This is a genomic window from Pseudomonas pseudonitroreducens, from assembly GCF_021603645.1.
In the GTDB taxonomy this organism is placed as follows: Bacteria; Pseudomonadota; Gammaproteobacteria; order Pseudomonadales; family Pseudomonadaceae; genus Pseudomonas; species Pseudomonas pseudonitroreducens.
Genome location: NZ_BQHJ01000017.1, coordinates 41004 through 65480 on the forward strand (window position 1 = coordinate 41004; position 24477 = coordinate 65480).

General features: G+C 65.5%; 26 protein-coding genes. 5 read left to right on the forward strand and 21 right to left on the reverse strand.

Annotation, left to right across the window (positions count from 1 at the left end; all coding sequences use genetic code 11):
• Nucleotides 1-5 precede the first annotated feature (5 nt).
• Together L6D89_RS30410 and L6D89_RS30415 are read right to left on the reverse strand one after the other, a co-directional pair.
• The gene (locus tag L6D89_RS30410) at nt 6-512 is read right to left on the reverse strand and encodes a DUF1993 domain-containing protein (protein ID WP_236202123.1); all 507 of its coding nucleotides are present in this window, start codon (nt 510-512) and stop codon (nt 6-8) included.
• A gap of 89 nt (nt 513-601) precedes the next feature.
• On the reverse strand, nt 602-1315 hold the full coding sequence (locus L6D89_RS30415; RefSeq protein ID WP_236202124.1) for an endonuclease: 714 nt from the start codon (nt 1313-1315) through the stop codon (nt 602-604).
• 447 nt (nt 1316-1762) lie between these two features.
• Here L6D89_RS30415 and L6D89_RS30420 point away from each other — a divergent pair, with 447 nt between their 5' ends.
• The gene (locus L6D89_RS30420) at nt 1763-2134 is read left to right on the forward strand and encodes a hypothetical protein (protein ID WP_236174873.1); all 372 of its coding nucleotides are present in this window, start codon (nt 1763-1765) and stop codon (nt 2132-2134) included.
• 6 nt (nt 2135-2140) lie between these two features.
• Here the strand turns inward: L6D89_RS30420 and L6D89_RS30425 are convergent, their stop codons facing one another.
• Both L6D89_RS30425 and L6D89_RS30430 read right to left on the reverse strand, forming a co-directional pair.
• The gene (locus tag L6D89_RS30425; protein WP_045217600.1) at nt 2141-2326 is read right to left on the reverse strand and encodes a hypothetical protein; all 186 of its coding nucleotides are present in this window, start codon (nt 2324-2326) and stop codon (nt 2141-2143) included.
• A 115-nt stretch (nt 2327-2441) separates the two neighbouring features.
• Nucleotides 2442-2756, reverse strand: coding sequence for a transcriptional regulator (locus L6D89_RS30430; protein WP_236174947.1), 315 nt, complete (start codon nt 2754-2756; stop codon nt 2442-2444).
• Between the two features lie 222 nt (nt 2757-2978).
• Between L6D89_RS30430 and L6D89_RS30435 the strand changes: the two genes are divergently transcribed.
• Both L6D89_RS30435 and L6D89_RS30440 read left to right on the forward strand, forming a co-directional pair.
• The gene (locus tag L6D89_RS30435) at nt 2979-3359 is read left to right on the forward strand and encodes a hypothetical protein (protein WP_236174874.1); all 381 of its coding nucleotides are present in this window, start codon (nt 2979-2981) and stop codon (nt 3357-3359) included.
• Nucleotides 3360-3585: 226 nt separating this feature from the next.
• Nucleotides 3586-4971, forward strand: coding sequence for a CoA transferase (locus L6D89_RS30440; RefSeq protein WP_236202125.1), 1386 nt, complete (start codon nt 3586-3588; stop codon nt 4969-4971).
• On the opposite strand, the gene L6D89_RS30445 is transcribed toward L6D89_RS30440, so the two are convergent.
• The 4 genes from L6D89_RS30445 to L6D89_RS30460 all read right to left on the reverse strand — a co-directional run bounded on the left by L6D89_RS30445 (nt 4958) and on the right by L6D89_RS30460 (nt 9165).
• A complete protein-coding gene (locus L6D89_RS30445) occupies nt 4958-5524 on the reverse strand; it encodes a flavin reductase family protein (protein ID WP_236202126.1) in 567 nt (188 codons plus the stop codon). The genes L6D89_RS30440 and L6D89_RS30445 overlap by 14 nt on opposite strands.
• A gap of 21 nt (nt 5525-5545) precedes the next feature.
• Nucleotides 5546-6463: a bestrophin family protein gene (locus L6D89_RS30450; protein WP_236202127.1), complete on the reverse strand. Its 918-nt coding sequence runs from the start codon at nt 6461-6463 to the stop codon at nt 5546-5548.
• Between the two features lie 170 nt (nt 6464-6633).
• Nucleotides 6634-7509, reverse strand: coding sequence for a 3-hydroxyisobutyrate dehydrogenase (gene mmsB / locus L6D89_RS30455; protein ID WP_236202128.1), 876 nt, complete (start codon nt 7507-7509; stop codon nt 6634-6636).
• Between the two features lie 147 nt (nt 7510-7656).
• Complete coding sequence (locus L6D89_RS30460; protein WP_236174879.1) at nt 7657-9165, reverse strand: CoA-acylating methylmalonate-semialdehyde dehydrogenase; 1509 nt, start codon at nt 9163-9165, stop codon at nt 7657-7659.
• Between the two features lie 133 nt (nt 9166-9298).
• Between L6D89_RS30460 and L6D89_RS30465 the strand changes: the two genes are divergently transcribed.
• The gene (locus L6D89_RS30465) at nt 9299-10195 is read left to right on the forward strand and encodes a LysR family transcriptional regulator (RefSeq protein ID WP_236202129.1); all 897 of its coding nucleotides are present in this window, start codon (nt 9299-9301) and stop codon (nt 10193-10195) included.
• 72 nt (nt 10196-10267) lie between these two features.
• A complete protein-coding gene (locus L6D89_RS30470; RefSeq protein WP_236174881.1) occupies nt 10268-10708 on the forward strand; it encodes a hypothetical protein in 441 nt (146 codons plus the stop codon).
• 94 nt (nt 10709-10802) lie between these two features.
• Here the strand turns inward: L6D89_RS30470 and paaZ are convergent, their stop codons facing one another.
• From paaZ to paaF, 13 genes are all read right to left on the reverse strand, one after another.
• Entirely contained in the window at nt 10803-12854 is a 2052-nt protein-coding gene (paaZ, locus tag L6D89_RS30475; RefSeq protein WP_236202130.1) for a phenylacetic acid degradation bifunctional protein PaaZ, read from the reverse strand.
• Between the two features lie 307 nt (nt 12855-13161).
• Complete coding sequence (gene paaE, locus L6D89_RS30480) at nt 13162-14238, reverse strand: 1,2-phenylacetyl-CoA epoxidase subunit PaaE (RefSeq protein ID WP_236202131.1); 1077 nt, start codon at nt 14236-14238, stop codon at nt 13162-13164.
• 167 nt (nt 14239-14405) lie between these two features.
• On the reverse strand, nt 14406-14939 hold the full coding sequence (paaD, locus tag L6D89_RS30485; RefSeq protein WP_054907023.1) for a 1,2-phenylacetyl-CoA epoxidase subunit PaaD: 534 nt from the start codon (nt 14937-14939) through the stop codon (nt 14406-14408).
• Nucleotides 14926-15687, reverse strand: coding sequence for a 1,2-phenylacetyl-CoA epoxidase subunit PaaC (paaC, locus tag L6D89_RS30490; protein ID WP_236202132.1), 762 nt, complete (start codon nt 15685-15687; stop codon nt 14926-14928). The genes paaD and paaC overlap by 14 nt, the downstream gene beginning before the upstream one ends.
• Nucleotides 15688-15698: 11 nt before the next feature.
• Nucleotides 15699-15980 carry a 1,2-phenylacetyl-CoA epoxidase subunit PaaB gene (paaB, locus tag L6D89_RS30495; protein WP_024764426.1) on the reverse strand — a complete coding sequence of 94 codons (282 nt, stop codon included), beginning with the start codon at nt 15978-15980 and terminating at the stop codon, nt 15699-15701.
• 20 nt (nt 15981-16000) lie between these two features.
• Nucleotides 16001-16993: a 1,2-phenylacetyl-CoA epoxidase subunit PaaA gene (gene paaA, locus L6D89_RS30500; RefSeq protein ID WP_054907021.1), complete on the reverse strand. Its 993-nt coding sequence runs from the start codon at nt 16991-16993 to the stop codon at nt 16001-16003.
• 424 nt (nt 16994-17417) lie between these two features.
• Entirely contained in the window at nt 17418-17771 is a 354-nt protein-coding gene (locus L6D89_RS30505; RefSeq protein WP_236174886.1) for a DUF1428 domain-containing protein, read from the reverse strand.
• A gap of 338 nt (nt 17772-18109) precedes the next feature.
• Complete coding sequence (gene paaK, locus L6D89_RS30510) at nt 18110-19429, reverse strand: phenylacetate--CoA ligase PaaK (protein WP_236174887.1); 1320 nt, start codon at nt 19427-19429, stop codon at nt 18110-18112.
• Between the two features lie 173 nt (nt 19430-19602).
• Nucleotides 19603-20817, reverse strand: a complete 1215-nt coding sequence (gene pcaF, locus L6D89_RS30515; protein ID WP_236202133.1) for a 3-oxoadipyl-CoA thiolase — start codon at nt 20815-20817, stop codon at nt 19603-19605.
• Nucleotides 20814-21254, reverse strand: coding sequence for a hydroxyphenylacetyl-CoA thioesterase PaaI (paaI, locus tag L6D89_RS30520; protein ID WP_236174889.1), 441 nt, complete (start codon nt 21252-21254; stop codon nt 20814-20816). Before paaI ends, pcaF begins: the two co-directional genes overlap by 4 nt.
• Nucleotides 21247-22764 carry a 3-hydroxyacyl-CoA dehydrogenase PaaH gene (gene paaH / locus L6D89_RS30525; RefSeq protein WP_236202134.1) on the reverse strand — a complete coding sequence of 506 codons (1518 nt, stop codon included), beginning with the start codon at nt 22762-22764 and terminating at the stop codon, nt 21247-21249. The genes paaI and paaH overlap by 8 nt, the downstream gene beginning before the upstream one ends.
• A gap of 3 nt (nt 22765-22767) precedes the next feature.
• Nucleotides 22768-23559, reverse strand: coding sequence for a 2-(1,2-epoxy-1,2-dihydrophenyl)acetyl-CoA isomerase PaaG (paaG, locus tag L6D89_RS30530; protein ID WP_236202135.1), 792 nt, complete (start codon nt 23557-23559; stop codon nt 22768-22770).
• A 72-nt stretch (nt 23560-23631) separates the two neighbouring features.
• Nucleotides 23632-24405: a 2,3-dehydroadipyl-CoA hydratase PaaF gene (gene paaF, locus L6D89_RS30535; protein WP_236202136.1), complete on the reverse strand. Its 774-nt coding sequence runs from the start codon at nt 24403-24405 to the stop codon at nt 23632-23634.
• Between the last annotated feature and the right edge of the window lie 72 nt (nt 24406-24477).

The window sequence follows — 24477 nt, forward strand, 5'->3', positions numbered from 1 at the left end:
GCCGGTCAGACGCCGCCGAGGTAATCCATCTTGCCGACTTCCACGCCGTTGTGGCGGAGGATGTCGTAGGCCGTGGCGATGTGGAAATAGAAGTTCGGGTTGACGAAACCCAGCAGGAAATCCGATCCCTTGAAGCTGACCTCGCGGGTGCGCAGCTTCAGCTCGATGGTGCGGTTTTCCGCGCCTTCGAATTGCTCAGGCTTGAGGCTCTTGAGGAAATCGACAGTCTTCGTGAGGCGTGCCTGCAGTTGCTCGAAGGTGGTCTCGTCATCGGCATAGCTCGGCACGTCGACGCCGGCCAGGCGGGCACCGGCACCCTTGGCGGAGTCGGAGGCGATCTGCACCTGGCGCGCCAGGGCGAACATGTCCGGAGCCAGGCGGGCGTTGATCAGGACGGATGGGTCGATGGACTTGGCTTCGGCATGGGCGGCAGCCTTGGCGAGAATCGCCGAGAGATTGCCGAGCATGCGGATGAACACGGGAACGGAAGCCTGGTAGATCGAGAGGGACATGCTGCGTACTCCAGACAGATAAAGGTGGGGCTCGTCACGCTGGACGGCTGTCGGAGTCTACTGCTGGCGATGGCGGCTGTCGCCAGGCTTCAGCGCCTGGCTACTTTCGGGGCGGGGCAGCGCTCGGCCTCGACCTGACCGACATAGGGGTTGCCCCACCCCATCACGCAGCCAACCATCTGGTTGCGCTGGCGCTCCCAGGCTTCCACCGGGTACTGCTTGCTCCAGGCGGTGAACAGTTGGCGGTCCTGCCTGGACAATTTCAGACCGTAGCGGTCGCTCATGTAGAAGTAGGTGCGGGCAATCATGCCGCGGATCTGCGGGCGCGGCATGGCCTTGCGCGCCTTGAAGTCCACCACCATCGGACAGGCGCCGTACTGCGAAGGCTTCTGCTGCAGCCAGGCAAAGCTGTAGTTGGCGCGATCGCCGTTTACCTCACCGATGCTCGGCACCAGGTTATGCAGGTCGGCTTCGGCCTTCTGGTACACCCGGTCATTGCGCGAGCAGTTCTTGCGTCCGCCGTTCTGCCAGCACTGGCGCTGATGGCCGATCACCCAGGCGGGGACGATGTGCTCCCATTCGATGCGCGAGGCACGATTGGCGTTCTTGCGCGGGGTGTAGCCGCAGCTCTTCAGATCGACCTTGGTGCCGTTGTAGCGGCAGCCGCAATAGAACTCCACCGACTGGCGAGCATACAGCTTGCGCCCGAGCTTCTTCGCCTCCTCGAAGGTGCGCGGGGCGGCGGCGGTGGCAGCGGTAGGAATGGCGAGGATCAGCAGCAGGGTCAGGCAGCGTCCGAACATGAGGCGTTCCTTACGAAAGTCGCTGCATCTTACTGATTGAGAAGGAAATGCCAATCGTGGCAATGGAATGGCAACGCTCGAATACGACGAGCGAGGCGATGGCGCGAAGATTGAGTCCTGCAGCCGCTGGGAATGCCTCGCATCAGAGTCCGCCATCCTCCCGCTTTACTTCATGAAGAGTACGCAAGCTATTGTTTATAAAGTAAATTTTATTCTATAAATCACTTTAGAAAGCGACGCTATCATGATGTTTTGGCGAGCTTTGATCCTGTCGATGATGGCTATTGGCGATGCGCCGTACCTCGATGGCCGATAATCGGCGTATCCACATGAGGTTAACGTTATAAACTATTGATTTATAATTGTTTAAATTCAGGTATCGGTACTGCTGCACGGCGCAAACAAGGCTTGCTAAGCTGGAGCCTTTCCATCATTCGAGAGATCGTCATGATCAGTCCCAGAATCCTCGCGCTCATTGCCTGTCTTGCTGTGGTGATGCCAGCTTCCGCGCAGAAGTTCGGCGCTCAGGAGACTCCATCGCAAGCTGCGCCTCGCTACTCGAACCCGTCGCAATGGCAGCAATCGCCGCCTGCAGTCCAGCGCATTTACGTCAGTCCTGGTGCCAGCGGCAGTGTGGACAGCTCCTCCAGCTGGCAGCGCTATGACGGTTACGGCGGCGTTCAGGTACCGCGCAGCTACGGTGAGACACGCTCGGGCACGGTTATCATCGACCAGGGCAGCGGCGGCATCCGCCAGAGCATCGAATATCCCAACGGCGCGGTTTATCCGCGCGGCAATGGCTATTACCAGCAGCAATAGGCTGGATCAGTCGATCAGGTCGTCGCGGGTCAGGCGGGATTTGCGCAGGCCGCCGTGGCTGTAGAACAGCCCGGTGTCGCCGCGCCAGTGGAAGAGTGTGGCGAGAAAGGCGGAGCTGACCCGGCCCACATCCCAGCTACGGAGTTTGCGGTAGGCCCAGAGCCAGCTGTCGTCGGAGGAAGAGTCGCTCATGGAATCGTCCTTGATTCGGCAAGCGGGAAAAGTGCATGGGACATTAGTGCGCCCGCCAGGCCTTCGCAAGTCGCTGCTCCCGCAACCGCGTCCTGCGAAATAATGGCCCGAGCGCTCAGGCTATGCTGGCTGCCTTCGACTCCTCGACGTACTCCTTCAGCCAGCGCAGGACTTCCACGGCATCCCAGCGGCTGGGATCGAACATGGCGTAGGCCTGGCCCTGGTAGCCCACCACATCCAGCGGGCGGTGATAGCCGGCGCGCTGCATCAGAGCCTCGATTTCCGCAAAGCAGACATTGAAGTGGGTGCGGCTGAAGGGCGTCTTGCCCTCTGTGACCAACCCCTCAAGCAGCAGTTCCGAAACGGCCTCGCTGACTTCCTCGATGGCCATGTGATTCACGGTGTATTTCAGCTGATGGATACTCACCATCGCTTGCTCCTCAATGGGTTTCAGGCCCATGCCCGGTGGTTCGAGGTAATCGACGTAGCCAATGGACTGTGGCCTTTCGTCGAGGTTTAAAAAATTTTCGCAAAATACTGTATGCATGAACAGTATTTTCTCCTAGTATCCCTCTCGCGGTCAGACAGAAAACCTGAAGTGCCCGCCGCCTCTGGGCTGGCGGGCATTCCTCGAACGACAGGAGCGATGGCGATGCTGCAGAAACTGATGCTTTGCGCAGGTGTGGCGATGCTGGCGGGTTGTGCCCAGCCCCAGGCGGACGTACCGCGCGCCAATGGCGCCTACCTCATCATCGAGGGCAAGGAGGCCTGGGCCGTACTGGTCGCCGACGGCAAGCGCATCGAAGAGCGCGGCACAGTGCGCGACGCCATCCGTCTGCCGAAGCAGCGCTCGGCGATCGCTGCCAGCTACGTCATCGACACGCCCAACTGCGGGCGCTTGCAGTGGCTGACCGAGGGCGAGGGCGACTCGACCGTGCGCCTGTCCTCGCGCGGTGAAGCGGATGATCTGTCGAGCTGCCAGATCAGTGACGGGCTCAGCCGTGTCTGGACCGCACTGGATTATTCGAGCTGAGCTCCAGCCACTGAAGAATGCGATCTCCAACAAAATGTTTCGAGCGCCCCTCGCTTCACATTTTTTTCACACCCGCGGGCAGAGGATGAAAACCAGCTAAGGGATTAGCTCCCCATCGAAAAGCCCGCTTGATTGCGGGCTTTTTATTGCCTGTCGACCAAGGTCGGCTCGCCTGCATGACGCTGCACGGCTAAGGTGACACTCCACGGAAAGGTCGGAGATAGAGATGCAGCGGGTTCTTGCGGAACGACTTTGGACAGCCCTGGGCGGCCAGGCCGAGCGCCTGAGCCATCTGGCCTTTCGTAGTGAGGGCTCACTGCCTTCGGCCTTCTTCGTTACGGAATTGGCCGCCGCCAGCATCGCCAGCGCCGGCCTGGCGTTGGGCGAGTGGCTGGAGCCAGACTCCGCTGCCGCCACTTCGCTGGTCGTGGACCGCCGGCTGGCGTCCTTCTGGTTCTCCACTTCCTTGCGTGCGCAAGATTGGACGCCAGCCGATTTGTGGGATGCCATCGCCGGCAACTATCGCACCCGAGACGGCTGGATTCGCCTGCATACCAATGCGCCGCATCATCGAACGGCCGCCCTGCGCGTATTGGCAGCCGAAAATGATCGTGAGCGGGTCGCTGCCGCCGTGGCCAACTGGGATGCGAGCGAGCTGGAACTGGCGATCGTGAACGAGGGTGGCTGCGCCGCCCAGATGCGCTCCTGGGATGCCTGGAAACAGCATCCGCAAGGTGTCGCGGTAGCCCGTGAGCCGCTGGTATTGCGTGATATCCAATTGGTCAGCGCAGCGCCCCTGGATATCGAGATCGACCGCGAGCGTCCGCTCGCCGGCTTGCGCGTACTTGACCTGACTCGCGTGCTGGCCGGGCCGGTCGCCACCCGATTTCTCGCCGGCTTCGGTGCCGAAGTCCTGCGCATCGACCCACCGGATTGGGATGAACCCGGCGTGGTGCCGGAAGTCACCCTGGGCAAGCATTGTGCGCGCCTGGATCTCCGTCAGCCGGCAGACCGTGAACGCTTCCAGGCGCTGCTCGCCAGCGCCGATGTTCTGGTCCACGGCTATCGGGCCGATGCCCTGGATCGCCTGGGGTTCGGCGCTGACGTGCGGCGGACCATCGCCCCCGGGCTGGTGGACGTCAGCCTGAATGCCTATGGCTGGCCCGGTCCCTGGAGTGAAAGGCGCGGTTTCGACAGCCTGGTGCAGATGAGCAGTGGTATTGCCGAAGCAGGGCGCGTCTGGCAGGGCGGTGACACACCTGTGCCATTGCCCGTGCAGGCGCTCGATCACGCTACCGGTTACCTGATCGCGGCGGCCGCTTTGCGCGGCCTGGCCGAGCGCCGGCGTAGCGGCCGGGGCAGCCGCTGGCGGCTATCGCTGGCACGCACGGCGCAATGCCTGCTGGAGGCGGGGGTTTCGTCGGTAGGCTCCCTGGAACTGGCGGCGGAGACAGCGGCCGATCTGGCTCCCGGTATCGAGACGACGCCCTGGGGCCTTGCGCGGCGTTTGCGCCCACCGTTGCACATCGCCGGCTCGCCGCTCTACTGGGAATTACCGGCCTGCGAGCTGGGCTCGCAACCGGCCGCCTGGCAGCCGGTCAGCCCCGACTGACCTGAAACGCCTCGCCGGTGGCGAAGAAGGCGCCGCCCGCCTGATAGTGGATGGTGCGCAGCTGGTCGTCGGAGAAATACCAGCGGCCATTGGAGAAGGCGCGCTCATCGGCGTAGGCGGCAACCACCTCGGCGATGAACAGGTCGTACTTCTCCTGGTTGTGCGGCTCGCTGATCACCTTGCACTCCAGATAGGCCACGCAACCATCGACGATCGGCGCCGCGATCTGCTTCGCCCGCGAGGTGCGGATATCCAGCTGCTCGAACTTGTTGCCTTCGCCGCCGTTGCTCGAGCCCACTGCCAGGGTCAGTTCGGCCTGCTGGCGTGTCGGCAACTGGATGACAAAGGCGCCCGAGCCTTCCACCAGGTGGCGCGACCAGGTGTTGCGGTCCAGCACCAGCATCAGCTTGGGCGGATCGAAGTCCAGTGGCATGACCCAGGCGGCGGCCATGACATTGGCGACGCCTTCGTACTCGCTGGTGACCAAGGTGCTGGGACCGTGGTTGAGCAGCAGGTAGGCCTTGTTCAGCGGCACGTCTTTCAGGTGGTTCATTCAGGGGTCCTCAGGGCCGGTTCAGAGCAGCAGGCCGTCGACGGGTTGCAGCGCTTCGGGCAGATCGGTGTCGCCGAGAATTTCCAGTACGGCGATTTCCACGTTGCGGCTCATGGCGTCCAGCGGCAGGTCGTTGGGTTGGGTGTCGAACGGGTCGGCGATCTGGTCGCCGAGGGCGTCCAGGCCGAAGAAGGTGTAGGCCAGCACGCACACCGCCAGCGGGGTGAACCAGCCGATGCTGTCCACCAGGCAGAAGGGCAGCAGGAAGCAGTAGACATGCACGATACGGTGCAGCATCAGGATGTAGGGGTAGGGGATCGGCGTGTTGCGGATGCGCTCGCAGCCGCCCAGCACATACGACAGCCGGGTCATCTGCTGGTCGATGGCAGCCAGGGTGATGTCGCTGGCGCCGCTGGCGCGGCCACGCTCGGCGAAGCGCTGGCCGAGGCTGGCGAGCAGGGCGTTGGTCGGACTGCGACTGGCGGCCAGGGCGACGGCTTCCTCGCCGAGCAGACGGCGCACATCGTCGCTTTGCGGGGTGTCACGCAGTTGATCGCGCAGCGCGTAGCTGAACGCGATCAACGGATTGCACAGTTGGCGGCGACTATCGGCATCGAGGTCTGGCAGCAGCGAGCGGGTCTGCCGCGCCAGGTTGCGCGTGACGATCAGCAGTTCACCCCAGAGCGTGCGGGCCTCCCAGAAGCGCTGGTAGGCGACGTTGTTGCGAAAGCCGAGAAAGATCGCCAGCGTCAGGCCCCAGAGGGTGAATGGCGTGGAGGTGATGATCACCTTGTAGTGGTAGAGCGTGCCGTGGGTGGCAACTACCAGTGAGCTGAGCAGCACCGTGTAGAGCACCTTGCGCCAGATCGCCGGGATGATCGATCCCTTGAGCGAGAACAGCAGGACCCAGAGTGTCGGGGTTTGCGGGCGGAGGATCATGCGGCGGCATCCGGTGGGGCGGAGCGCGCATGATAACGGAGATAGGCGTCCTGGAGGCGCGTTGCAGAGGGCGACCTTGGTAGGAGCGAGCTGGCTCGCGAACCGGCCACGTAGCGAAGAGGTTCGCGAGCAAGCTCACTCCTACAGAAAAGCGGAACGTCCCGGCGTACCTAGCCCTGCTCGTACAGCTTGACGATCGCCGAGAAGTCCAGCTGGCCGTTGCCCTGGTTGCTGAAGGTCTGGAACAGCTGCTGGGCCAGTGCGCCGAGCAGTACTGGCTGGCGCACCTGGCGGGCGGCCTCGCTGGCCAGCCCCAGGTCCTTGAGCATCAGGTCGGTGCCGAAACCGCCGCTGTAACCGCGCGCTGCCGGAGCGCCGGTGAGCGGATTGTTCACTTCCGAACTCCAGCAGCGGCCGCTGGAGGTATTGATGATGCCGGCCAGCACCTCTGCGTCCATGCCCAGCTTCACGCCCAGCGACATGGCTTCCGCTACGCCGATCATGGAGATGCCCAGCAGCAGGTTGTTCGCCACCTTGGCCACCTGGCCGTTGCCGGCGCCGCCGCAGTGCACGAGGTTCTTGCCCATGGCTGCCAGTACCGGGCGGGCGCGCTCGAAATCGGCCGGCTCGCCGCCAACCATGAAGGTCAGGGTGCCCGCTGCCGCGCCGGCCGTGCCGCCGGAAACCGGCGCATCCAGCATCGGATTGCCGTGGGCGATGGCGACGGCGGAGACCTCGCGAGCGTTCAGCGGGTCGATAGTGGAGGAGTCGATCAGCAGTACACCGGGCTGCACATTGGCCAGCAGGCCGTTGTCGCCGAGGAACACCTGCTTCACGTGCGCTGCGGCGGGCAACATGGTGATGATGACTTCGACGTCGTCGCGCGCCACCTCGGCGGGGGATGCCAGAGCGCGGGCGCCGAGGGCGACCGCCGCCTCCACGGCCTTGGCGGAAAGATCGAAGACGCTCAGGTCGAAGCCAGCCTTGAGCAGATTGGCGGCCATGGGGCCGCCCATGTTGCCGAGTCCGATGAAGCCGATGCGCATGGGGATTTCCTCTTCTTCTTGTGCGGGAGCGCCCAGTCGAGCGGGCGCCAAAAGGGTGCCCGCCCGCGTGGTGCCTGGTCCGGCCAGCATCCTTGCTGAAATCCGGGGCGGCTCGGGGCAGGCGGGCGGGCAGGCGTTTCTAAGGGATCACTTGAGGTTGATGGTGGTGTTCACTGCACCGCCAACCTCGTTCTCGTCGAACCAGCGCTCGGTGACGGTCTTGGTCTGGGTGTAGAACTGCACCACCTGCTTGCCGTACGGGCCGAGGTCGCCGAGCTTGGAGCCGCGCGAGCCGGTGAAGGAGAACAGCGGTACCGGTACCGGGATCGGCACGTTGATGCCCACCTGGCCGACGTCGATTTCCTCCTTGAAGTGCCGCGCGGCAGCACCGGAACGAGTGAACAGCGCGGTACCGTTGCCGTTAGGGTTGGCGTTGATCAGCTCGATGGCCTCGTCGAAGGTCTTCACCGACACCACGCAGAGCACCGGGCCGAAGATTTCCTCGCGGTAGATGCTCATCTGCGGGGTGACACCGGAAAACACGGTCGGGCCGACGAAGTTGCCCTTGGCGTAGCCGGCCACCTGCGGGTTGCGGCCGTCCAGCTCCAGCTTGGCGCCTTCCTGGGTGCCGCGCTCGATCAGGCCGCTGACGCGGTCCAGCGCCGCGCAGGACACCAGCGGGCCGACGTCGGTGTTGGCCTCGGTGCCGCCGCTGACCTTGAGGGTCTGCGCCTTGGCTACCAGGTCCGGAATCCACTCGTTGGCTTCACCCACCAGGATTGCCACCGACACCGCCATGCAGCGCTGCCCGGCGGCGCCGAACGCTGCACCGGCAATGGCGTTGAGGGTCTGCTCCTTGTTGGCGTCGGGCAGCACCACGGCGTGGTTCTTCGCCCCCATCATGCACTGCACGCGCTTGCCGGCCAGCGAGGCGCGGTTGTAGACGTGGGTACCGACGCGAGTCGAGCCGACGAAGGAAACGGCCTTGATGTCCGGGTGGTCGCAGATGGCGTTCACCACGTCCGGGCCGCCGTGGATCACGTTGAGCACGCCGGGCGGTACGCCGGCCTCATGGGCCAGCTCGACCAGGCGCATGGTCACCATTGGGTCTTGTTCGGAGGGCTTGAGGACGAAGGTGTTGCCGGTGGCGATGGCCATCGGGAACATCCACAGCGGAATCATCGCCGGGAAGTTGAAGGGCGTGATGCCGGCGCACACGCCGATGGGCTGCAGGATGGTGAAGGTATCCACGCCGCCGGCCACGTTGTTGGCCAGCTCGCCCAGTTGCAGGTTGCCGATCCCCGCTGCGTGCTCGACCACTTCCAGGCCGCGGAACACGTCGCCCTCGGCGTCGGGCAGGGTCTTGCCCTGTTCGGCGGTGAGGATCGCCGCGAGTTCCTTCATGTTCTCGCGAATCAGTTGCTGGTACTTGAGGAAGATGCGCGCGCGGGCGCCGATGGGCGTCTTCTTCCAGGTCTTGAACGCGGCCTTGGCGCTGGCCACCGCGCGCTCGACTTCCTCGGGCGTGGCGAAGGGCACGCGGGCGAGGACTTCCTGGGTGGCGGGGTTGATCACCTCGCGCCATTCGGAGGTGGTGGACTCGACGGGCTTGCCGTCGAGGAAGAGTTTGACGGTCGGGACGGCAGTTGCGGTCATCGGGGTTCTCCCAGCCTGAAGGCCTTGTTCTTGTGTGGTTCGATCCTAGCAGTGCATTTTTGATGTGCTCAATGAGGTGATGTGCAAGTATGGTCTGCATTTTTGCAGATAGAGAGCGCACACAGGAGCGCGCATGGACTGGGACAACCTGCGGTTTTTCCTCGAGCTATCCCGTGCTGGCAAGCTCACCGTCGCCGCGCGGCGCCTGGGCGTGGACCACACCACGGTTGCCCGCCGCCTGCAGGCGCTGGAAAAAAGCATCGGCGCACAATTGCTGGTGCGTGAGCCTGCCGGCTATCGGTTGACCGAGGCGGGTCACGGCCTGTTGCCCCAGGCCGAAGCGATGGAAAGTGCGTGCAAGGTGATCGAGAAGCGCCTTGCCGGGGCCGAGGACAATCTCTCCGGCAAGGTGCGTATCGGCGCCACCGAGGGCTATGGCTCGACATTGCTGACCTCGCAGCTGGTGGAGCTGAACCAGCGTCACCCGCACCTCGGCCTCGACATCCTGGCGGTGCCGCGCGCGCTGCAGCTGTCGCGCCACGAGGCAGACATCGTCATCACCCTGGAGCGCCCCGGACGAGGGCCCTACATCATTACCCGGCTCACCGATTACGTGCTGCGTCTCTATGCCTCGAAGGATTATCTGGCCGAACGCGGGCCGATCCGCAATCGCGACGACCTGCGCGAACATGCCCTGGTCGGCTACGTCGATGACCTGCTGTACAGCAAGGAGCTGCAGTATCTCGACGAGATCGGCCGGCCGCTGCACATGGCGCTGCGCTGTACCAGCATCCTCGCCCAGCAGCGCGCGGTGGCGGAGGGGGCCGGGTTGGCGATCCTGCCGGCGTTCGCGGCAAGCGAAGACCCCTCGTTGCAGCCGGTGCTGGCCGGGGAAATCGAGTTCGTGCGCACCTTCTGGATGCTGATGCCGGCCGAACTCAAGGACATCGCACGGATGCGCACGACCTGGGATTTCCTCCGGGAAAAGGCCGAGGGCAGCCAGGACAGATTGATGGGCCGCGCCGTGTAAGCGCTGGCAGGCAGTATCAACAGTGACAGGGGCTCGCCGGGACAGCGCGGGCACGTTTCAGGAGAGGGAAGAATGGCCGTCATCATTCCGCTGTCGGCGGAGTTGCAACAACAACTGGAAGACCTGCAGCAGCAGGCGCTGGCGCTGCTTCGACTGGCGCCAGAGCTGCCACCCCATGAGGTGGTCGCGGTGATCACCGAGTACGTGCGCGATGCCAAGGCGCAGCGGCGCGACGTGGACGACGACGCGGTGTTCGCCCTGGGTGCCCTGCTGGGCCGACAGTTCGTGCTCGGGTTGGGGTGGCACTGGGGCGACGTCACCTGGGATGACGATCCCGACACCGCGGCCATCGGCGTACTCAACCCGGATGATTCGCTGTTCAACAACCCGATCGGCTGGGTGAGCCAGGCGCTGGCCAGCGAGGGCGGCGTGGCGTTCATGCTCAGCTACAACATGATCCAGGCCAATCAGACTCCGGTCTTCGAGCCGGGAAGCGCGACCGGGCTGTACTGAAAATGCCGCAAGGGGCTGGCCATGGCCGGCCCCTTGCGGCTGCTGGTTGCTGCGGAACGGCGCAAAGCTTCCGTGCGCCGCCATGCTCAGCGCGTCACGCGCGCTTGAGCACCAGGGTGAGGATGTCGTAGCTGGCCACCAGCTCACCGAGCTGGTTGGTCACTTCCACGTCCCAGGCCACCACGCCCTGTGGCTCGCCCTTGGGGCTCTTCTTGCCCTGGTCGATCTTGCGCTTGCAGGTCAGGCGCGCCTGGATGGTGTCGCCGATGCCCACCGGATTGATGAAGCGCAGGGTGTCCAGGCCGTAGTTGGCCAGCACCGGGCCGACGCCCGGGGAGACGAACAGACCGGCAGCCGCCGAGAGCACGAAGTAGCCGTGGGCGATGCGCTTGCCGAACTGCGAGTCCTTGGCCGCCAGCTCGTCGAAGTGCATGTAGAAGTGGTCGCCCGACAGGCAGCCGAAGTTGACCAGGTCGGCCTCGGTGACGGTGCGGCGGTGGGTCAGCAGCGATTCGCCGATCTTCAGCTCGTCGAAGTAGCGGCGGAACGGGTGCACCTCGGTCTCGTAGACCTTGGCGCCGCGCACGTACTCGCCGGTAACGGCCATCAGCATGCTCGGCGAGCCCTGTACGGCGGTGCGCTGCAGGTAGTGCTTCACCGCGCGCACGCCGCCCAGTTCTTCACCACCACCGGCGCGACCCGGGCCGCCGTGCTTGAGCACCGGCAGCGGCGAACCGTGGCCGGTGGATTCGGCGGCGGACTCGCGGTCGAGGATGTGCAGGCGGCCGTGCAGGGCGCCCATCACCGGGACGACTGTCGCGGCGACCTGCGGATCACGGGTGATCAGGCTCGCCACCAGGCTACCCTTGCCGCGCGCGGCCAGGGTGACGGCTTCGTCGACGTCGTCGTAGGCCATCAGGGTGGTCACCGGGCCGAACGCCTCGATGTCGTGGGCGCCGCCTTCGGCGTGCGGGTCGCGGCTGCGCAGCAGGGTCGGAGCGAAGAACGCGCCTTCGCTGACGCCATCGCCACGCGGGGTGAAGCCATCTTTGGCACCGAAGAGCAGTTCGCTGGATTTCAGCAGGGCTTCCACGCGCTCGGCGACGTCGGCCTGCTGCGCGTGGGAGGCCAGGGCGCCCATCTTCACGCCTTCCACTGAGGGATCGCCAACCACGACCTTGGCCAGGCGCTCGCGCAGGCGTTCGGCCACGGCATCGATGTGTTTGGCGGGCACGATGGCGCGGCGGATGGCGGTGCATTTCTGCCCGGCCTTGACGGTCATCTCTCGGGCCACTTCCTTGACGAAGAGGTCGAATTCCTCGTCGTCGGGGGTGACGTCCGGAGCGAGGATGGCGCAGTTCAGCGAGTCGGCCTCGGCGTTGAACGGCACCGAGTTGCGGATCAGGATCGGATTGACGCGCAGCTTGGCGGCGGTGTCGGCGGAGCCGGTGAAGGTGACGATGTCCTGGCCTTGCAGACGGTCCAGCAGGTCGCCGGTGCCGCCGATGATCAGTTGCAGGCTGCCGGCCGGGAGCAGGCCGGATTCATGCATCACACGCACGGCGGCTTCGGTGATGTAGCTGGTGGCGGTGGCCGGTTTGACGATGCAGGGCATGCCGGCGAGGAAACTCGGCGCGAACTTCTCCAGCATCCCCCAGATGGGGAAGTTGAAGGCGTTGATGTGCACCGCGATGCCGCCGCGCGGCACCAGGATGTGGCTGCCGGCGAACTTGCCGGTCTTGCCCAGCGGCATGGCCGGGCCTTCGTGGACCACGTTGCCCGAGGGCAGCTCGCGGCCGCCGACGCCGGCGTAGGCGAACAGGGTGCCGGCGCCGCCTTCGATGTCGATCCAGCTGTCGGCGCGGGTGGCGCCGCTGTGGCGGGAAATCTCGTAGAGCTGTTCCTTGCGCTCGGTCAGGTACAGCGCCAGGGCTTTCAGGCGCTGGGCGCGCTGCTGGAAGTCCATGGACATCAGTTCTTTCAGGCCTTGCTCACGGGCGTGGGCGACGGCTTCGGCGAAGTCCAGCGTCTCTTCGTGGGTGCGCGCCACGGTCTGGCCATTGAGCGCGCTACGCAGCGCCTGGGCGCCGTGCTGGCCGACCCAGCGGCCGCCGATGAAACTTTGCAGGATAGGCTCTTGGGCCATGGTTGTTGTCCTCCGGATCGCTACGCAAGGGGGCCGGCTGCTGCCGGTGACCGCCGCGCCGGGTGGGCGTCGGCGGCGCATTCTTCATTGGCGGGACGATGCCGCCGGATTAGGGGCGCCAGGGGCCTTGTGGGCCGCTGGCGGTGAAACGTGAACGACTCTTCGTGGGGCGTGGCCGATCGCGGACGGAGTCCGCTCCTACGGGGGGATCGGCCTTGGGTAGGAGCGGACTCCGTCCGCGATCGATTTCGCCGCCACGCTGGCGTCGATCGGTTCGCGAGCAAGCTCGCTCCTACAAAGAGCTGGATCAGAGCTGGTCGAAATCGAGGACCACCTTGTCGCTGAGCGGATACGCCTGGCAGCTCAGCACGTAGCCCGCCGCCACCTCGTAGTCCTCCAGCGCGAAGTTGCTGTCCATTTCCACCTCGCCGGACACCACCTTGCACTTGCAGGTCGAGCACACGCCGGCCTTGCACGAGTACGGCAGTTCGGCGCCCTGGGCGTTGCCGGCGTCGAGCACGCTGACGCTGTTGCGGGCCAGCTCGAAGGACAGCTCGCGGCCGTCGCTGATCACGGTGATCTGGCTCTTGGCGCTGTCGACAGCAGCGGCAGCCTGGCGCGCTTCGCGCTTGCTCTCGCTGCCGGCGGCGGCGAACAGCTCGAAATGGATGCGCTCGGCCGGCATGCCGTTGCCCTTGAGCTGGTCGCGCACCGTCTCGGTCATCGCCTGCGGGCCGCAGATGAAGGCGGCGTCCAGGCTCTTCACGTCGAGCCAGCGGCTGAACAGCTGGCCGCACTTGTCAGCGTCGATACGGCCGTTGTAGAGGTCGACGTCCTGCTGCTCGCGGCTGAACACGAAGATCAGGTTGAGGCGTTGCAGGTAGCGGTTCTTCAGGTCTTCGAGCTGCTCACGGAACATCGCGGCGTTGCTGGAGCGGTTGCCGTAGAGCAGGGTGACGCGGCTGTGCGGCTCGGTTTCCAGGGTCGTCTTGACGATCGACAGGATCGGCGTGATGCCGCTGCCGGCGGCGACCGCCAGGTAGTTGCCATGGCGCGCAGGGTCCAGTTCGACATTGAAGTGGCCAGCTGGCGGCATGACCTCCAGGCTGGCGCCGACCTTCAGCGCCTCATTGGCGTAGGCGGAGAAGCGCCCGCCCGGTACGCGCTTGATCGCCACGCGCAGCTCGCCGTCATTCACGCCGCTGCAGATCGAGTAGGAGCGGCGCACTTCCTCGCCGTCGAGCTGGGTGCGCATGACCAGGTGCTGGCCGTGCTGGAAGCGGAAGCTGTCGGCCAGCTCCGCCGGGACGTCGAAGGCGATGGACACGGCATCGCGGGTTTCGGCGCGCACTTCCTTGATTGTAAGGCTGTGGAATTTGCTCATTGTTGTTCTCCTGCGGTTCTACCGCACGGAGGGCGAATACAAACGTCGCGAGCGAAGGTCGGACGAGGCGGAAGCGGCTTCGGAAGCGCAGTTCACATTGGTGAGTGAGCATTTCGAAGTCGTCTCCAGCGACGCATGGCCGAGCGCAGCAGTTTGTCTTCGTCCTCCTAGATGCACTTGAAGTAATCGAACGGTTCGCGGCAGTCGATGCAGCGGTACAGCGCCTTGCAGGCGGTGGAGCCGAACTGGCTGAGCTGCTCGGTGTGCAGGCTGCCGCACTGCGGGCAGCGCACTTCCGGGGTCTCGCCAAGCAGGCTGCGCTTGCTGGTGCTGCCGGCCGGCGGGGCGATGCCGTAGTCGCGCAGCGCCTGGCGGCCGCTGTCGCTGATCCAGTCGGTGGTCCAGGCCGGGCTCAGCCGGCGCTCCAGTTGCGGCGCAGCGAAGCCGGCGTGCTCCAGGGCGTGCTGGATGTCCTGCTCGATGACTTCGGTGGCCGGGCAGCCGGAGTAGGTGGGGGTGACCACCACGTGCAGGTGCCCGTCCTGCCAGTCGAGCCCGCGCACGATGCCCAGCTCGACCACGCTGACCACCGGCACCTCCGGGTCCATTACCGCGCCGAGCACGTTCCAGGCACGGCTGAGGTCATCAGCCGTGCCGGCGCGCGCGCCGCGATCGCTGGTAATCAGCTCACCAGGTTGCATCGGGGTAGGCCCGCTGGAGGAACTGCATCTCGGCCAGGAGAATGCCCAGGTGCTCGGTGTGCAGGCCACGGCGGCCGCTGAGGTAGAAGTTCACCGCAGGCTCCGGCAGCGGCAGGGTCGCGACGGCGAAGATGTCGACAACCTTGGCTTTCCACGCGGCGGCCAGCTCTTGCGGGTTCGGCGCGACACCTTCGGCGGACAGGCGTTGTTCCACTTCGTCGGCGTTGCACAGCTCGACGGTGAAACGCCACACCTGCGGGATCGCCGCGAGCATGCGCGCATGGCTCTCGTCGGTACCGTCACCCAGACGCTGCATCCACTCGGAGGAGCGGCGCAGGTGGTAGGTGACTTCCTTCAGGCCCTTGGCGGCGATGGCGGCGATGCGCTCGTCGCTGGAGCTGCTCAGGGCGTGCAGCACATGGAAGTGCCAGGCGTCATAGAGGAACTGCTTGGCGATGGTCACGGCGAAATCGCCGTTGGGCTGCTCGACCAGCAGGAGGTTGCGGAAGGCGCGCTCGTCGCGGCGGAACGCCAGGTGGTCGGCGTCGCGGCCGTCGTCCAGCAGTTCTACGGCGTACTCGTACCAGTTGCGCGCCTGGCCCACCAGGTCGAGGCCGACGTTCATCAGCGCCAGCTCTTCTTCCAGGGCCGGGGCGTGGCCGCACCATTCGCACAGGCGCTGGCCCTGGATCAGGGCGCTGTCGGCGAGGCGCAGCAGGTATTCGATCTTGTCAGAGTTCGGGTTCATCGCACGCGATCTCACATGTGGCCGACTTCGGGCGGCAGCTCGTAGAAGCTGGCGTGGCGGTAGACCTTGTCCTGCGCCGGGTCGAACAGCGGGTCCTTCTCGTCGGGGGAGGAGGCGGTGATCAGCGCGGAGGGCACGACCCACAGGCTTACGCCTTCGTTGCGGCGGGTGTACAGCTCGCGGGCGTTCTCGATGGCCATGGCGGCGTCGGCGGCATGGACGCTGCCGACATGCTTGTGGTTCAGGCCGTGCTTGCTACGGACGAACACTTCAAAAAGGGTCCATTCGGACATGGCTTCTGTCTCCTCGCGACTCAGGCTGCGTCTTTCTTCTGTTGTTGTTTGCGGGCGTAGGCGACCGCGGCTTCGCGGACCCAGGCGCCGTCTTCGATGGCTTTGCGGCGGGTGGCAACGCGCTCGGTGTTGCACGGGCCGTTGCCCTTGAGCACTTCGTAGAATTCTTCCCACTGGATGTCGCCGAAGTCGTAGTGGCCGCGTTCCTCGTTCCACTTCAGGTCCGGGTCCGGGGCGGTGCAGCCGAGCAGTTCGAGTTGCGGCACGGTCTGGTCAACGAAGCGCTGGCGCAGTTCGTCGTTGCTCTGCCGCTTGATCTTCCAGGCCATGGACTGGGCGCTGTTGGGGGAGTCGGCGTCGCTGGGGCCGAACATCATCAGCGCCGGCCACCAGAGGCGGTTGATCGCGTCCTGGACCATGTCCTTCTGCGCCTGGTTGCCGTGGCGCATCATGGTCAGGAGGATTTCGTAGCCCTGCCGCTGGTGGAAGCTCTCTTCCTTGCAGATGCGGATCATCGCGCGCGAGTAGGGGCCGTAGGAGGTGCGCTGGAGCACCACCTGGTTGACGATCGCCGCGCCATCCACCAGCCAGCCCACCGCGCCCATGTCGGCCCAGTTCAGCGTCGGGTAGTTGAAGATGCTCGAGTACTTGGCCTTGCCGCTGTGCAGCTTGGCGATCTCGGCGTCGCGGTCGGCGCCCAGGGTTTCCATCGCGCTGTAGAGGTAGAGGCCGTGGCCGGCTTCGTCCTGGATCTTCGCCATCAGCTGCAGCTTGCGCTTCAAGGTCGGCGCGCGGGTCACCCAGTTGCCCTCGGGCAGCATGCCGACGATTTCGGAGTGGGCGTGCTGGGAAATCTGCCGGATCAGCGTCTGGCGGTAGGCGTCGGGCATCCAGTTCTTCGCCTCGATCTTGATCTCGGCATCGATCTTTTCCTGGAAGGCGCGTTCTTCCGGCGACATCTCGTCCAGCGCCTTGATGCGCTTCACGCCGGTCTCAACCAGTTGTGCGTACATGCTGTGTCTCCAGCCTTTTGTCTTGTTCGTGGGGCGGCCTTGGCCATGGCTGTAGTTTTAAATGATACAGAAATGAATGTCTAACAATAAATGATGTGTCGTAAATGGATTGTGTATCGCTTTGGCGGGATTTTGGGGGCAGGTGGGCGCGCAAAGGAGCACGTTTCACCGAAATAATTCGGTAAAAAGTGAGCATTTTGCAGGGGTTTATCGGAATTCTGCGGCGTATTTGCCTGGGCGTGAATGGCGCCTGCCATTCACCGGAAAGATGACAAAGTGATACGCAAATGTATTTTTATGAATGAATCATATGTGGTGGTTAGGAGGGGTTGTAGGAGCGAGCTTGCTCGCGAACCATGCTTGCCGATGACCAGGCGTCGAGCGGTTCGCGAGCAAGCTCGCTCCTACAGTAAAGCCACGGGGATCAGGCCTGGACGATCACCTGGAAGCCGCCAAAGATCATGCGTTGCCCGTCGAAGGGCATGTCGTTGAAGTCGGTCTTCATCCGCGCGTCCTCCATGAACTTCTTCATGCCTTCGTCCCGCGCCTGCTTGCTGGGCCAGGTGATCCAGGAGAACACCACGGTTTCGTCCTCCTTGCGCTTCACCGCCATGGGGAAGGAGGTCACCTTGCCCTCGGGCACGTCATCGCCCCAGCACTCGACCACGCTCAGTGCGCCATGCTCCCTGAACAGCGCCGCCGCCTTACGCGCCACTTCGATGTAGCGCTCACGGCTGGCGGTGGGCACCGGTACGAGGAAACCATCGACATAGGTCATCGCTCTTCTCCTGCGACTGGGTAGGCGGCCGGATGCCGCCTGCCTTTGAGGAATAGTCGAAGGAGGGGCAGATAGATCGACAGGGATGGCGGGTGGGCGACGGATGGTTGTCGTGTTGCGGGAACGGTGGGCTAGGGCGTTCCCTAACCCTCTCCCAGAGGGAGAGGGGACCGTTCGGCGTGAAGAGGAATACTGAGCCGGCCGGCATCTGCGAACTACTCCCTCTCCCTCTGGGAGAGGGTTGGGGTGAGGGGTGATTGCGCGCGCCGAGGTTCTAAATCACTCCTTCGGAAGATAAAAAGCCCCGCCGAAGCGGGGCTTTCAGTCACGCCGGCCAATCAGCCCTTGGGCCGATTGTCATACACGTGGCAGGCCTTGCCTTCCGAACGCTTGAGGCTGTGGCTCGGCTGCACCAGCACGCGGGCGCTGACGCCGATGTGGGTCTTGATCTGTTTGCCCAGCTCGCTACCGATGGACTTCTGTTCGTCCGCCGACAGGCCCTGCTGGTCGTGGCGCAGTTCGACGTGGACGTCGATGCAGTCGAGGTTGCCGTTGCGGTGCAGGTGGATCTCGTAGCACTCGGCGAGCTGCTTGATCTTCAGCACCTGCTCCTCGACCTGGGTCGGGAAGACGTTGACGCCACGGATGATCAGCATGTCGTCGCTGCGCCCGGTGATCTTGTCGATGCGCCGCATCGGCCGTGCGGTGCCCGGCAGCAGGCGCGTCAGGTCGCGGGTGCGGTAGCGGATCATCGGCAGGGCTTCCTTCGACAGCGAGGTGAACACCAGCTCGCCGTACTGGCCGTCCGGCAATACCGCGCCAGTCACCGGGTCGATGATCTCGGGGTAGAAGTGGTCTTCCCAGACGGTCGGGCCGTCCTTGGTCTCGGCGCATTCCATGGCCACGCCCGGGCCCATGATTTCCGAAAGGCCGTAGATGTCCAGGGCGGTGATGCCCATGCGTTCTTCCACGGCGCGGCGCAGTTCGGCGGTCCACGGCTCGGCGCCGAAGATGCCCAGGCGCAGCTTGAGGCTGTGCGGGTCGACGCCCTGGCGCTCGATCTCGTCGGCGATGTTGAGCATGTAGGACGGGGTGACCATGATGATGTCCGGCTGGAAGTCGCGGATCAGCTGGACCTGCTTCTCGGTCTGGCCGCCGGACATCGGGATCACGGTGCAGCCCAGGCGCTCGGCGCCGTAGTGCGCACCCAGGCCGCCAGTGAACAGGCCGTAGCCGTAGGACACATGCACCTTGTCACCCTTGCGGCCGCCGGCGGCGCGGATGGAGCGCGCGACCACGTTGGCCCAGGTGTCGATATCGTTCTGCGTGTAGCCGACCACGGTGGGTTTGCCGGTGGTGCCGCTGGAGGCGTGCAGGCGCACGATCTCGTTCTGCGGCACGGCGAACATGCCGTAGGGGTAGTTGTCGCGCAGGTCGTTCTTGCCGGTGAAGGGAAACCTGGCGAGATCGTCCAGGGAGGTCAGGTCGTCCGGGTGCACGCCAGCTTCGGCGAAGCGCTTCTGGTACAGCGGGACGTTGTCGTGGGCGTGCTTGAGGCTCCAGCGCAGGCGCTCCAGCTGGTGCTGGCGCAGCTCATCGACACTGGCGGTCTCCATCGGGTCAAGCAGGGCACGTTCGGCATCATGGTACATGTTCATGGGTTCACTCGATTTGTTCTTGTACGCCAGCCCGTAAGCGGGCTGCGAGTGTCATGGGAGCAGCATAACGCCCCCGTTCGCGGAAGGATTCGAACCCCTGCCAGAGACGTTGCTCTGTCTGCCAGCCGGTGCACTTGGCGACTGGCGGTGCGGGGTCCGAAGCTCCCTGTGGATCAGATTCGTTCGATGATCAGGGCGATGCCCTGGCCGACACCGATGCACATGGTGCACAGGGCGTAGCGGCCACCGCGTTCCTCCAGTTCATGCAGGGCGGTGGTGACCAGGCGTGCACCGCTCATGCCCAGCGGATGGCCGAGGGCGATGGCGCCACCGTTGGGGTTCACCCGTGCGTCGTCATCCTTCAGGCCCAGCTCGCGCAGCACGGCAAGGCCCTGGGCGGCGAAGGCTTCGTTGAGTTCGATCACGTCCATGTCGTTCAGCGACAGGCCGGCCAGCTCCAGCACCTTGCGGGTCGCCGGCACCGGGCCGATGCCCATGATCCGCGGCTCGACACCAGCGGTAGCCATGGCGACCACCCGGGCGCGGGCCTTCAGGCCGTGACGCGCGGCGGCGGCCGGGGAGGCCATCAGCAGTGCACAGGCACCGTCGTTGACGCCCGAGGCGTTGCCGGCAGTGACGCTGCCGTCTTCGCGGAACGGCGTGCCGAGCTTGGCCAGTTGCTCCAGGGTGGTATCGCCGCGCGGGTGTTCGTCCTGCTCGACCACCTTGGCCGGGCCTTTGCGCTGGGGAATCTCCACCGGGACGATTTCCTTCGCCAGGCGGCCGTTGGCCTGGGCGGCGGCGGCCTTGTGCTGGCTGCGCAGGGCGAAGGCATCCTGGTCTTCGCGGCTGATGTTGAACTGCTCGGCGACGTTCTCGGCGGTTTCCGGCATGGAGTCGATGCCGAACTGCTTTTTCATCAGCTTGTTGACGAAGCGCCAGCCGATGGTGGTGTCAAAGATTTCCGCAGTGCGGCCGAAGGCCTGCTCGGACTTGCCCATCACGAACGGTGCGCGGGACATGGATTCCACGCCGCCGGCGAGCATCAGCCCGGCCTCGCCGCAGCGCAGGGCGCGCGCAGCGCTGCCCACGGCGTCAAGGCCGGAGCCGCACAGGCGGTTGAGCGTGGTGCCGGGCACGGTGACCGGCAGGCCAGCCAGTAGCGAGGCCATATGGGCGACGTTGCGGTTGTCCTCGCCGGCCTGGTTGGCGCAGCCGAAGATCACGTCGTCGATGGCGCTCCAGTCCAGCTCCGGGTGGCGCTGCAGCAGGGCCTTCATCGGAATCGCCGCCAGGTCGTCGGCGCGCACGCCGGACAGGGCGCCGGCGTAGCGGCCAATCGGCGTGCGCACGGCGTCGATGATCAGGGCGTCAGTGAGGTCTGTCATGCGGAGGTCTCCTGCGCCAGCACGGTGCCGCGCACTTTGTAGGATTTGCCATGGAACAGGGCGATCAGTTGGCCCTGGGAATTCTCGATGCGCACGTCGTAGTTACCGGTGCGGCCGCTGCGGCTCTGCTCGCAGGCGCTGGCGATCAGCTCGTCGCCTTCACGGGCTGGCGCCACGTAATCGATGCTGCAGCCGATGGCGACGGTGGCGTCGTTGTAGCTGTTGCAGGCGAAGGCGAACGCCGAGTCGGCCAGGGCGAACAGGTAGCCGCCGTGGCAGGTGCCGTGGCCCTGGATCATGTCTTCGCGCACGCGCATCGACAGCTTGGCGCTTCCCGGGCCTGCATCCAGCAGCTGGATGCCCATGCGGCGGGTGGCCTGGTCGCGCTCGTACATGGCTTCGGCGCAGTCGCGGGCCAGACGGGTGGCGTCAGTCATGAAAGGTTCTCCCCTCGGCATGCAGGCGGCGCAGCAGCAGGGACGGGCGATAGCGGTCCTCGCCGTAGGCGGCCTGCAGGTTGTCGAGCACGCGCAGCACGTTGCCGATGCCGATCTGCCCGGCCCAGGCCAGCGGGCCCTGCAGGTAGTTCACCCCGGCGCGCATGGCGAGGTCGATGTCAGCGGCGCTGCCGACGCCTTGCAGCACGGCGTCGGCGCCTTCGTTGGCGAGCATCGCCACGGTGCGCAGCACGGCGAGACCGGGTGTGTCACTCAGGCGGCTGGTGGCGATGCCGGCCTTGGCCAGCAGGGCGACGACCTGCTCCAGTGCTTCGGGTGTGGTATCTGCCGAGCAGGCAATGCCCAGGCGCGAGGCCTTGGCGTAATCCAGCGCGAGGTCGATCAGCACCAGATTGCGCAGGCCGTCCTGCCTGGCGCGCTGGCTGGCGAGGCGACCATCGGACAGCGCGATCACTGCATCACCGACACGCAGCAGGCCATTGCCGGCGCGCTGGAGGATCTCGATGCCCGCGTCTTTCAGGCGCTGCACCAGCGGCTGGGCGACGCCCAGGTCGCCCTCCAGCACGCAGGCGCTGACATGCGCGGCACTGCTCAGGCTGGCTGGCTGCGGGCGCTCGGCACCTTCGGCGTAGTCATAGAAGCCGCGACCGCTTTTGCGGCCGAGGCGGCCGGCGTCCACCAGCTCCTTCTGGATCAGCGAGGGTTGGAAGCGGAAGTCGCCGTAGTAGGCGGCGAAAACCGAGCAGGTGACGGCGTAGTTGACGTCGTGGCCGATCAGGTCGGTCAGCTCGAAGGCGCCCATGCGGAAGCCGCCGGCATCGCGCATCAGCGCATCCAGCGTCGCGCAGTCGGCGGCGCCTTCCTGCAGCAGGCGCAGGCTTTCGGCGTAGAACGGGCGCGCCACGCGGTTGACGATGAAGCCGGGGGTCGACCTGGCGTGCACCGGTTTCTTGCCCCAGGCCAGCGAGGTGGCATACAGGCGGTCGGCCAGTGCGGGATCGGTGGCAAGGCCGGAGACGACTTCCACCAGCGCCATCAGCGGCGCCGGGTTGAAGAAGTGCATGCCGACCACCTGCTGCGGGCGTTTGAGGCCGGCGGCGAGGCTGGTGATGGACAGCGACGAGGTGTTGCTGGCGAGGATGCAGTCTTCTGCGCACAGCGCTTCCAACTGCTGGAATAGGCCGCGCTTGACCTCCAGGTTCTCGACGATGGCTTCGATCACCAGCTTCGAGTCTGCCAGCGCCTCGATGGCTTCCACCGGCTGCAGGCGGGCGACGATGGCGTTGCGCTCCTCGGCGCCGAGCTTGCCTTTCTCCACCAGCCGGCCGAGCTGGCGGTCAATGCCGTCGATGGCCTGGGCGGCGGCGCCGGGGCGGTTGTCATAAAGCTTCACCGGATGACCGGCCTGGGCGGCAACCTGAGCGATACCCGCGCCCATGGCGCCGGCGCCGATCACCGCGACTTTTGCGTCTTTCGAAAGTGCGCTCATCGATCAGCGGCCCTTGAAGCTGGGGGTGCGTTTGTCCATGAAGGCGGCCACGCCCTCGCGGTAGTCCTCGCTGCGCCCGGCCAGGCGCTGCAGATCGCGCTCCAGCTCCAGCTGCTCGTCGAAGCCGTTGTTCAGGCTGGCGTTGAGGCTGCGCTTGATCAGCGCCAGGCCATAGGTCGGCTGGGTGGCCAGATGGCGGGCGAGCTTGAGGGCTTCCTCGCGCAGGTTGGCGTCGTCCACCACCTGGTAGATCAGCCCCCACTGCTCGGCCTGCTCGGCGCTCAGGCGATTGCCCAGCAGCGCAAGGGCCTTGGCGCGGGCCATGCCGACCAGGCGCGGCAGCGTCCAGGTGCCGCCGGAATCGGGGATCAGGCCGATCTTGCAGAAGGCCTGGATAAAGCTGGCCGAACGCGCCGCCAGCACCAGGTCGCAGGCCAGCGGGATGTTCGCGCCAGCGCCTGCGGCCACGCCGTTCACCGCGCAGATGACCGGCAGCGGCAGGTCGCGCAGGGTGCGGATCAGCGGGTTGTAGAACTGCTCGATGGACTGGCCCAGGTCAGGCGCTTCCGCGCCGGGTGCGACGTTGCGGTCGGACAGGTCCTGGCCGGCGCAGAAGCCGCGGCCTTCGCCGGTCAGCAGCAGCACGCGGGCTTCCGGGTTCTGCCGGACCTGCTTGAGCGCCTCACGCACTTCGCCGTGCATGGCGGCGTTGAAGCTGTTCAGTTGCTCCGGGCGGTTCAGGCTGAGGAGGGCGACGCCGTCCTCGATGGAAAACAGGATGTGCTCGAAGTTCATGGGCGGGCTCGCTCCGTCAATACGCAGGCTTTTGCCAGAAAAGAAAGGGGGGTGCGCTCAGCGGTCCTGGTTCTATTGGCCAAGGAAGGCTGGCTTGCGCTTTTCCTGGAAGGCACGGATGCCTTCGTCGCGGTCGGCGGTGCCGGCCAGCAGGGTGAAGGCGTGGCGTTCGAAGCGCAGGCCGGTGGCAAGATCGGTGTCCTGCGCCTTGAGCAGCGCTTCCTTGGCCAGGCGCACGGCAAGCGGCGCCTTGGCAGCGATGAGCTTGGCGATCTGCAGGGCGCGCTCGACGGTGAATTCGGGTTGGGTGACTTCGCTGACCAGGCCGGCGCGTTGGGCGTGGCGCGCGTCGATGGCTTCACCGGTGAGGACCATCTGCATGGCCAGCGGCTTGCCCACGGCGCGCAGCAGGCGCTGGGTGCCGCCGGCGCCGGGCATGATGCCGAGGTTGATTTCCGGCTGGCCGAAGCGGGCGTCTTCGCCAGCAATCAGGATGTCGGCGTGCATGGCCAGCTCGCAGCCGCCGCCCAGGGCGAAGCCGTTGACGGCAGCGATCAGCGGTTTGGAGAAGGCGGCGATGCGCTGCCAGTAGCCGACGCGGGGGTCGTTGAGGATGCCGACCAGGTCGCGCTCGGCCATCTCCCTGATGTCGGCGCCGGCGGCAAAGGCCTTGCGGCTGCCGGTGAGCACCACGGCGCGGGTTTCGCTGTCCTGCTCGGCGGCGTCGAGTTCGACGGCCAGTTCACCGAGCAGTTCGGTGTTCAAGGCGTTCAGCGCTTCGGGGCGCTGCAGGGTGATCAGGCGAACGCCCGCTTCAGGCATCTGAACGGCAAGGGTGCGAGGCATGACATCGTCCTCAGGCTGCACGCACGGCTTCGTGGCCGGCTGGTATTGGAATTATGGGAGGCAGGCGTTGCC

Excerpts from the sequence above, each read along its gene's own strand:
- L6D89_RS30460 (WP_236174879.1), bottom strand. The coding sequence starts at position 9,165 with ATGACCGCAACTGCCGTCCCGACCGTCAAACTCTTCCTCGACGGCAAG.
- L6D89_RS30415 (WP_236202124.1), bottom strand. The coding sequence starts at position 1,315 with ATGTTCGGACGCTGCCTGACCCTGCTGCTGATCCTCGCCATTCCTACC.
- L6D89_RS30470 (WP_236174881.1), top strand. The coding sequence starts at position 10,268 with ATGGCCGTCATCATTCCGCTGTCGGCGGAGTTGCAACAACAACTGGAA.
- L6D89_RS30505 (WP_236174886.1), bottom strand. The coding sequence starts at position 17,771 with ATGACCTATGTCGATGGTTTCCTCGTACCGGTGCCCACCGCCAGCCGT.
- L6D89_RS30430 (WP_236174947.1), bottom strand. The coding sequence starts at position 2,756 with ATGGTGAGTATCCATCAGCTGAAATACACCGTGAATCACATGGCCATC.
- L6D89_RS30450 (WP_236202127.1), bottom strand. The coding sequence starts at position 6,463 with ATGATCCTCCGCCCGCAAACCCCGACACTCTGGGTCCTGCTGTTCTCG.
- paaK (WP_236174887.1), bottom strand. The coding sequence starts at position 19,429 with ATGAACATGTACCATGATGCCGAACGTGCCCTGCTTGACCCGATGGAG.
- paaI (WP_236174889.1), bottom strand. The coding sequence starts at position 21,254 with ATGACTGACGCCACCCGTCTGGCCCGCGACTGCGCCGAAGCCATGTAC.
- pcaF (WP_236202133.1), bottom strand. The coding sequence starts at position 20,817 with ATGACAGACCTCACTGACGCCCTGATCATCGACGCCGTGCGCACGCCG.
- L6D89_RS30435 (WP_236174874.1), top strand. The coding sequence starts at position 2,979 with ATGCTGCAGAAACTGATGCTTTGCGCAGGTGTGGCGATGCTGGCGGGT.
- L6D89_RS30420 (WP_236174873.1), top strand. The coding sequence starts at position 1,763 with ATGATCAGTCCCAGAATCCTCGCGCTCATTGCCTGTCTTGCTGTGGTG.
- paaB (WP_024764426.1), bottom strand. The coding sequence starts at position 15,980 with ATGTCCGAATGGACCCTTTTTGAAGTGTTCGTCCGTAGCAAGCACGGC.
- paaG (WP_236202135.1), bottom strand. The coding sequence starts at position 23,559 with ATGAACTTCGAGCACATCCTGTTTTCCATCGAGGACGGCGTCGCCCTC.
- L6D89_RS30410 (WP_236202123.1), bottom strand. The coding sequence starts at position 512 with ATGTCCCTCTCGATCTACCAGGCTTCCGTTCCCGTGTTCATCCGCATG.
- L6D89_RS30440 (WP_236202125.1), top strand. The coding sequence starts at position 3,586 with ATGCAGCGGGTTCTTGCGGAACGACTTTGGACAGCCCTGGGCGGCCAG.
- paaC (WP_236202132.1), bottom strand. The coding sequence starts at position 15,687 with ATGAACCCGAACTCTGACAAGATCGAATACCTGCTGCGCCTCGCCGAC.
- paaF (WP_236202136.1), bottom strand. The coding sequence starts at position 24,405 with ATGCCTCGCACCCTTGCCGTTCAGATGCCTGAAGCGGGCGTTCGCCTG.
- paaH (WP_236202134.1), bottom strand. The coding sequence starts at position 22,764 with ATGAGCGCACTTTCGAAAGACGCAAAAGTCGCGGTGATCGGCGCCGGC.
- paaE (WP_236202131.1), bottom strand. The coding sequence starts at position 14,238 with ATGAGCAAATTCCACAGCCTTACAATCAAGGAAGTGCGCGCCGAAACC.
- paaZ (WP_236202130.1), bottom strand. The coding sequence starts at position 12,854 with ATGGCCCAAGAGCCTATCCTGCAAAGTTTCATCGGCGGCCGCTGGGTC.
- L6D89_RS30445 (WP_236202126.1), bottom strand. The coding sequence starts at position 5,524 with ATGAACCACCTGAAAGACGTGCCGCTGAACAAGGCCTACCTGCTGCTC.
- paaA (WP_054907021.1), bottom strand. The coding sequence starts at position 16,993 with ATGTACGCACAACTGGTTGAGACCGGCGTGAAGCGCATCAAGGCGCTG.
- L6D89_RS30425 (WP_045217600.1), bottom strand. The coding sequence starts at position 2,326 with ATGAGCGACTCTTCCTCCGACGACAGCTGGCTCTGGGCCTACCGCAAA.
- L6D89_RS30465 (WP_236202129.1), top strand. The coding sequence starts at position 9,299 with ATGGACTGGGACAACCTGCGGTTTTTCCTCGAGCTATCCCGTGCTGGC.
- mmsB (WP_236202128.1), bottom strand. The coding sequence starts at position 7,509 with ATGCGCATCGGCTTCATCGGACTCGGCAACATGGGCGGCCCCATGGCC.
- paaD (WP_054907023.1), bottom strand. The coding sequence starts at position 14,939 with ATGCAACCTGGTGAGCTGATTACCAGCGATCGCGGCGCGCGCGCCGGC.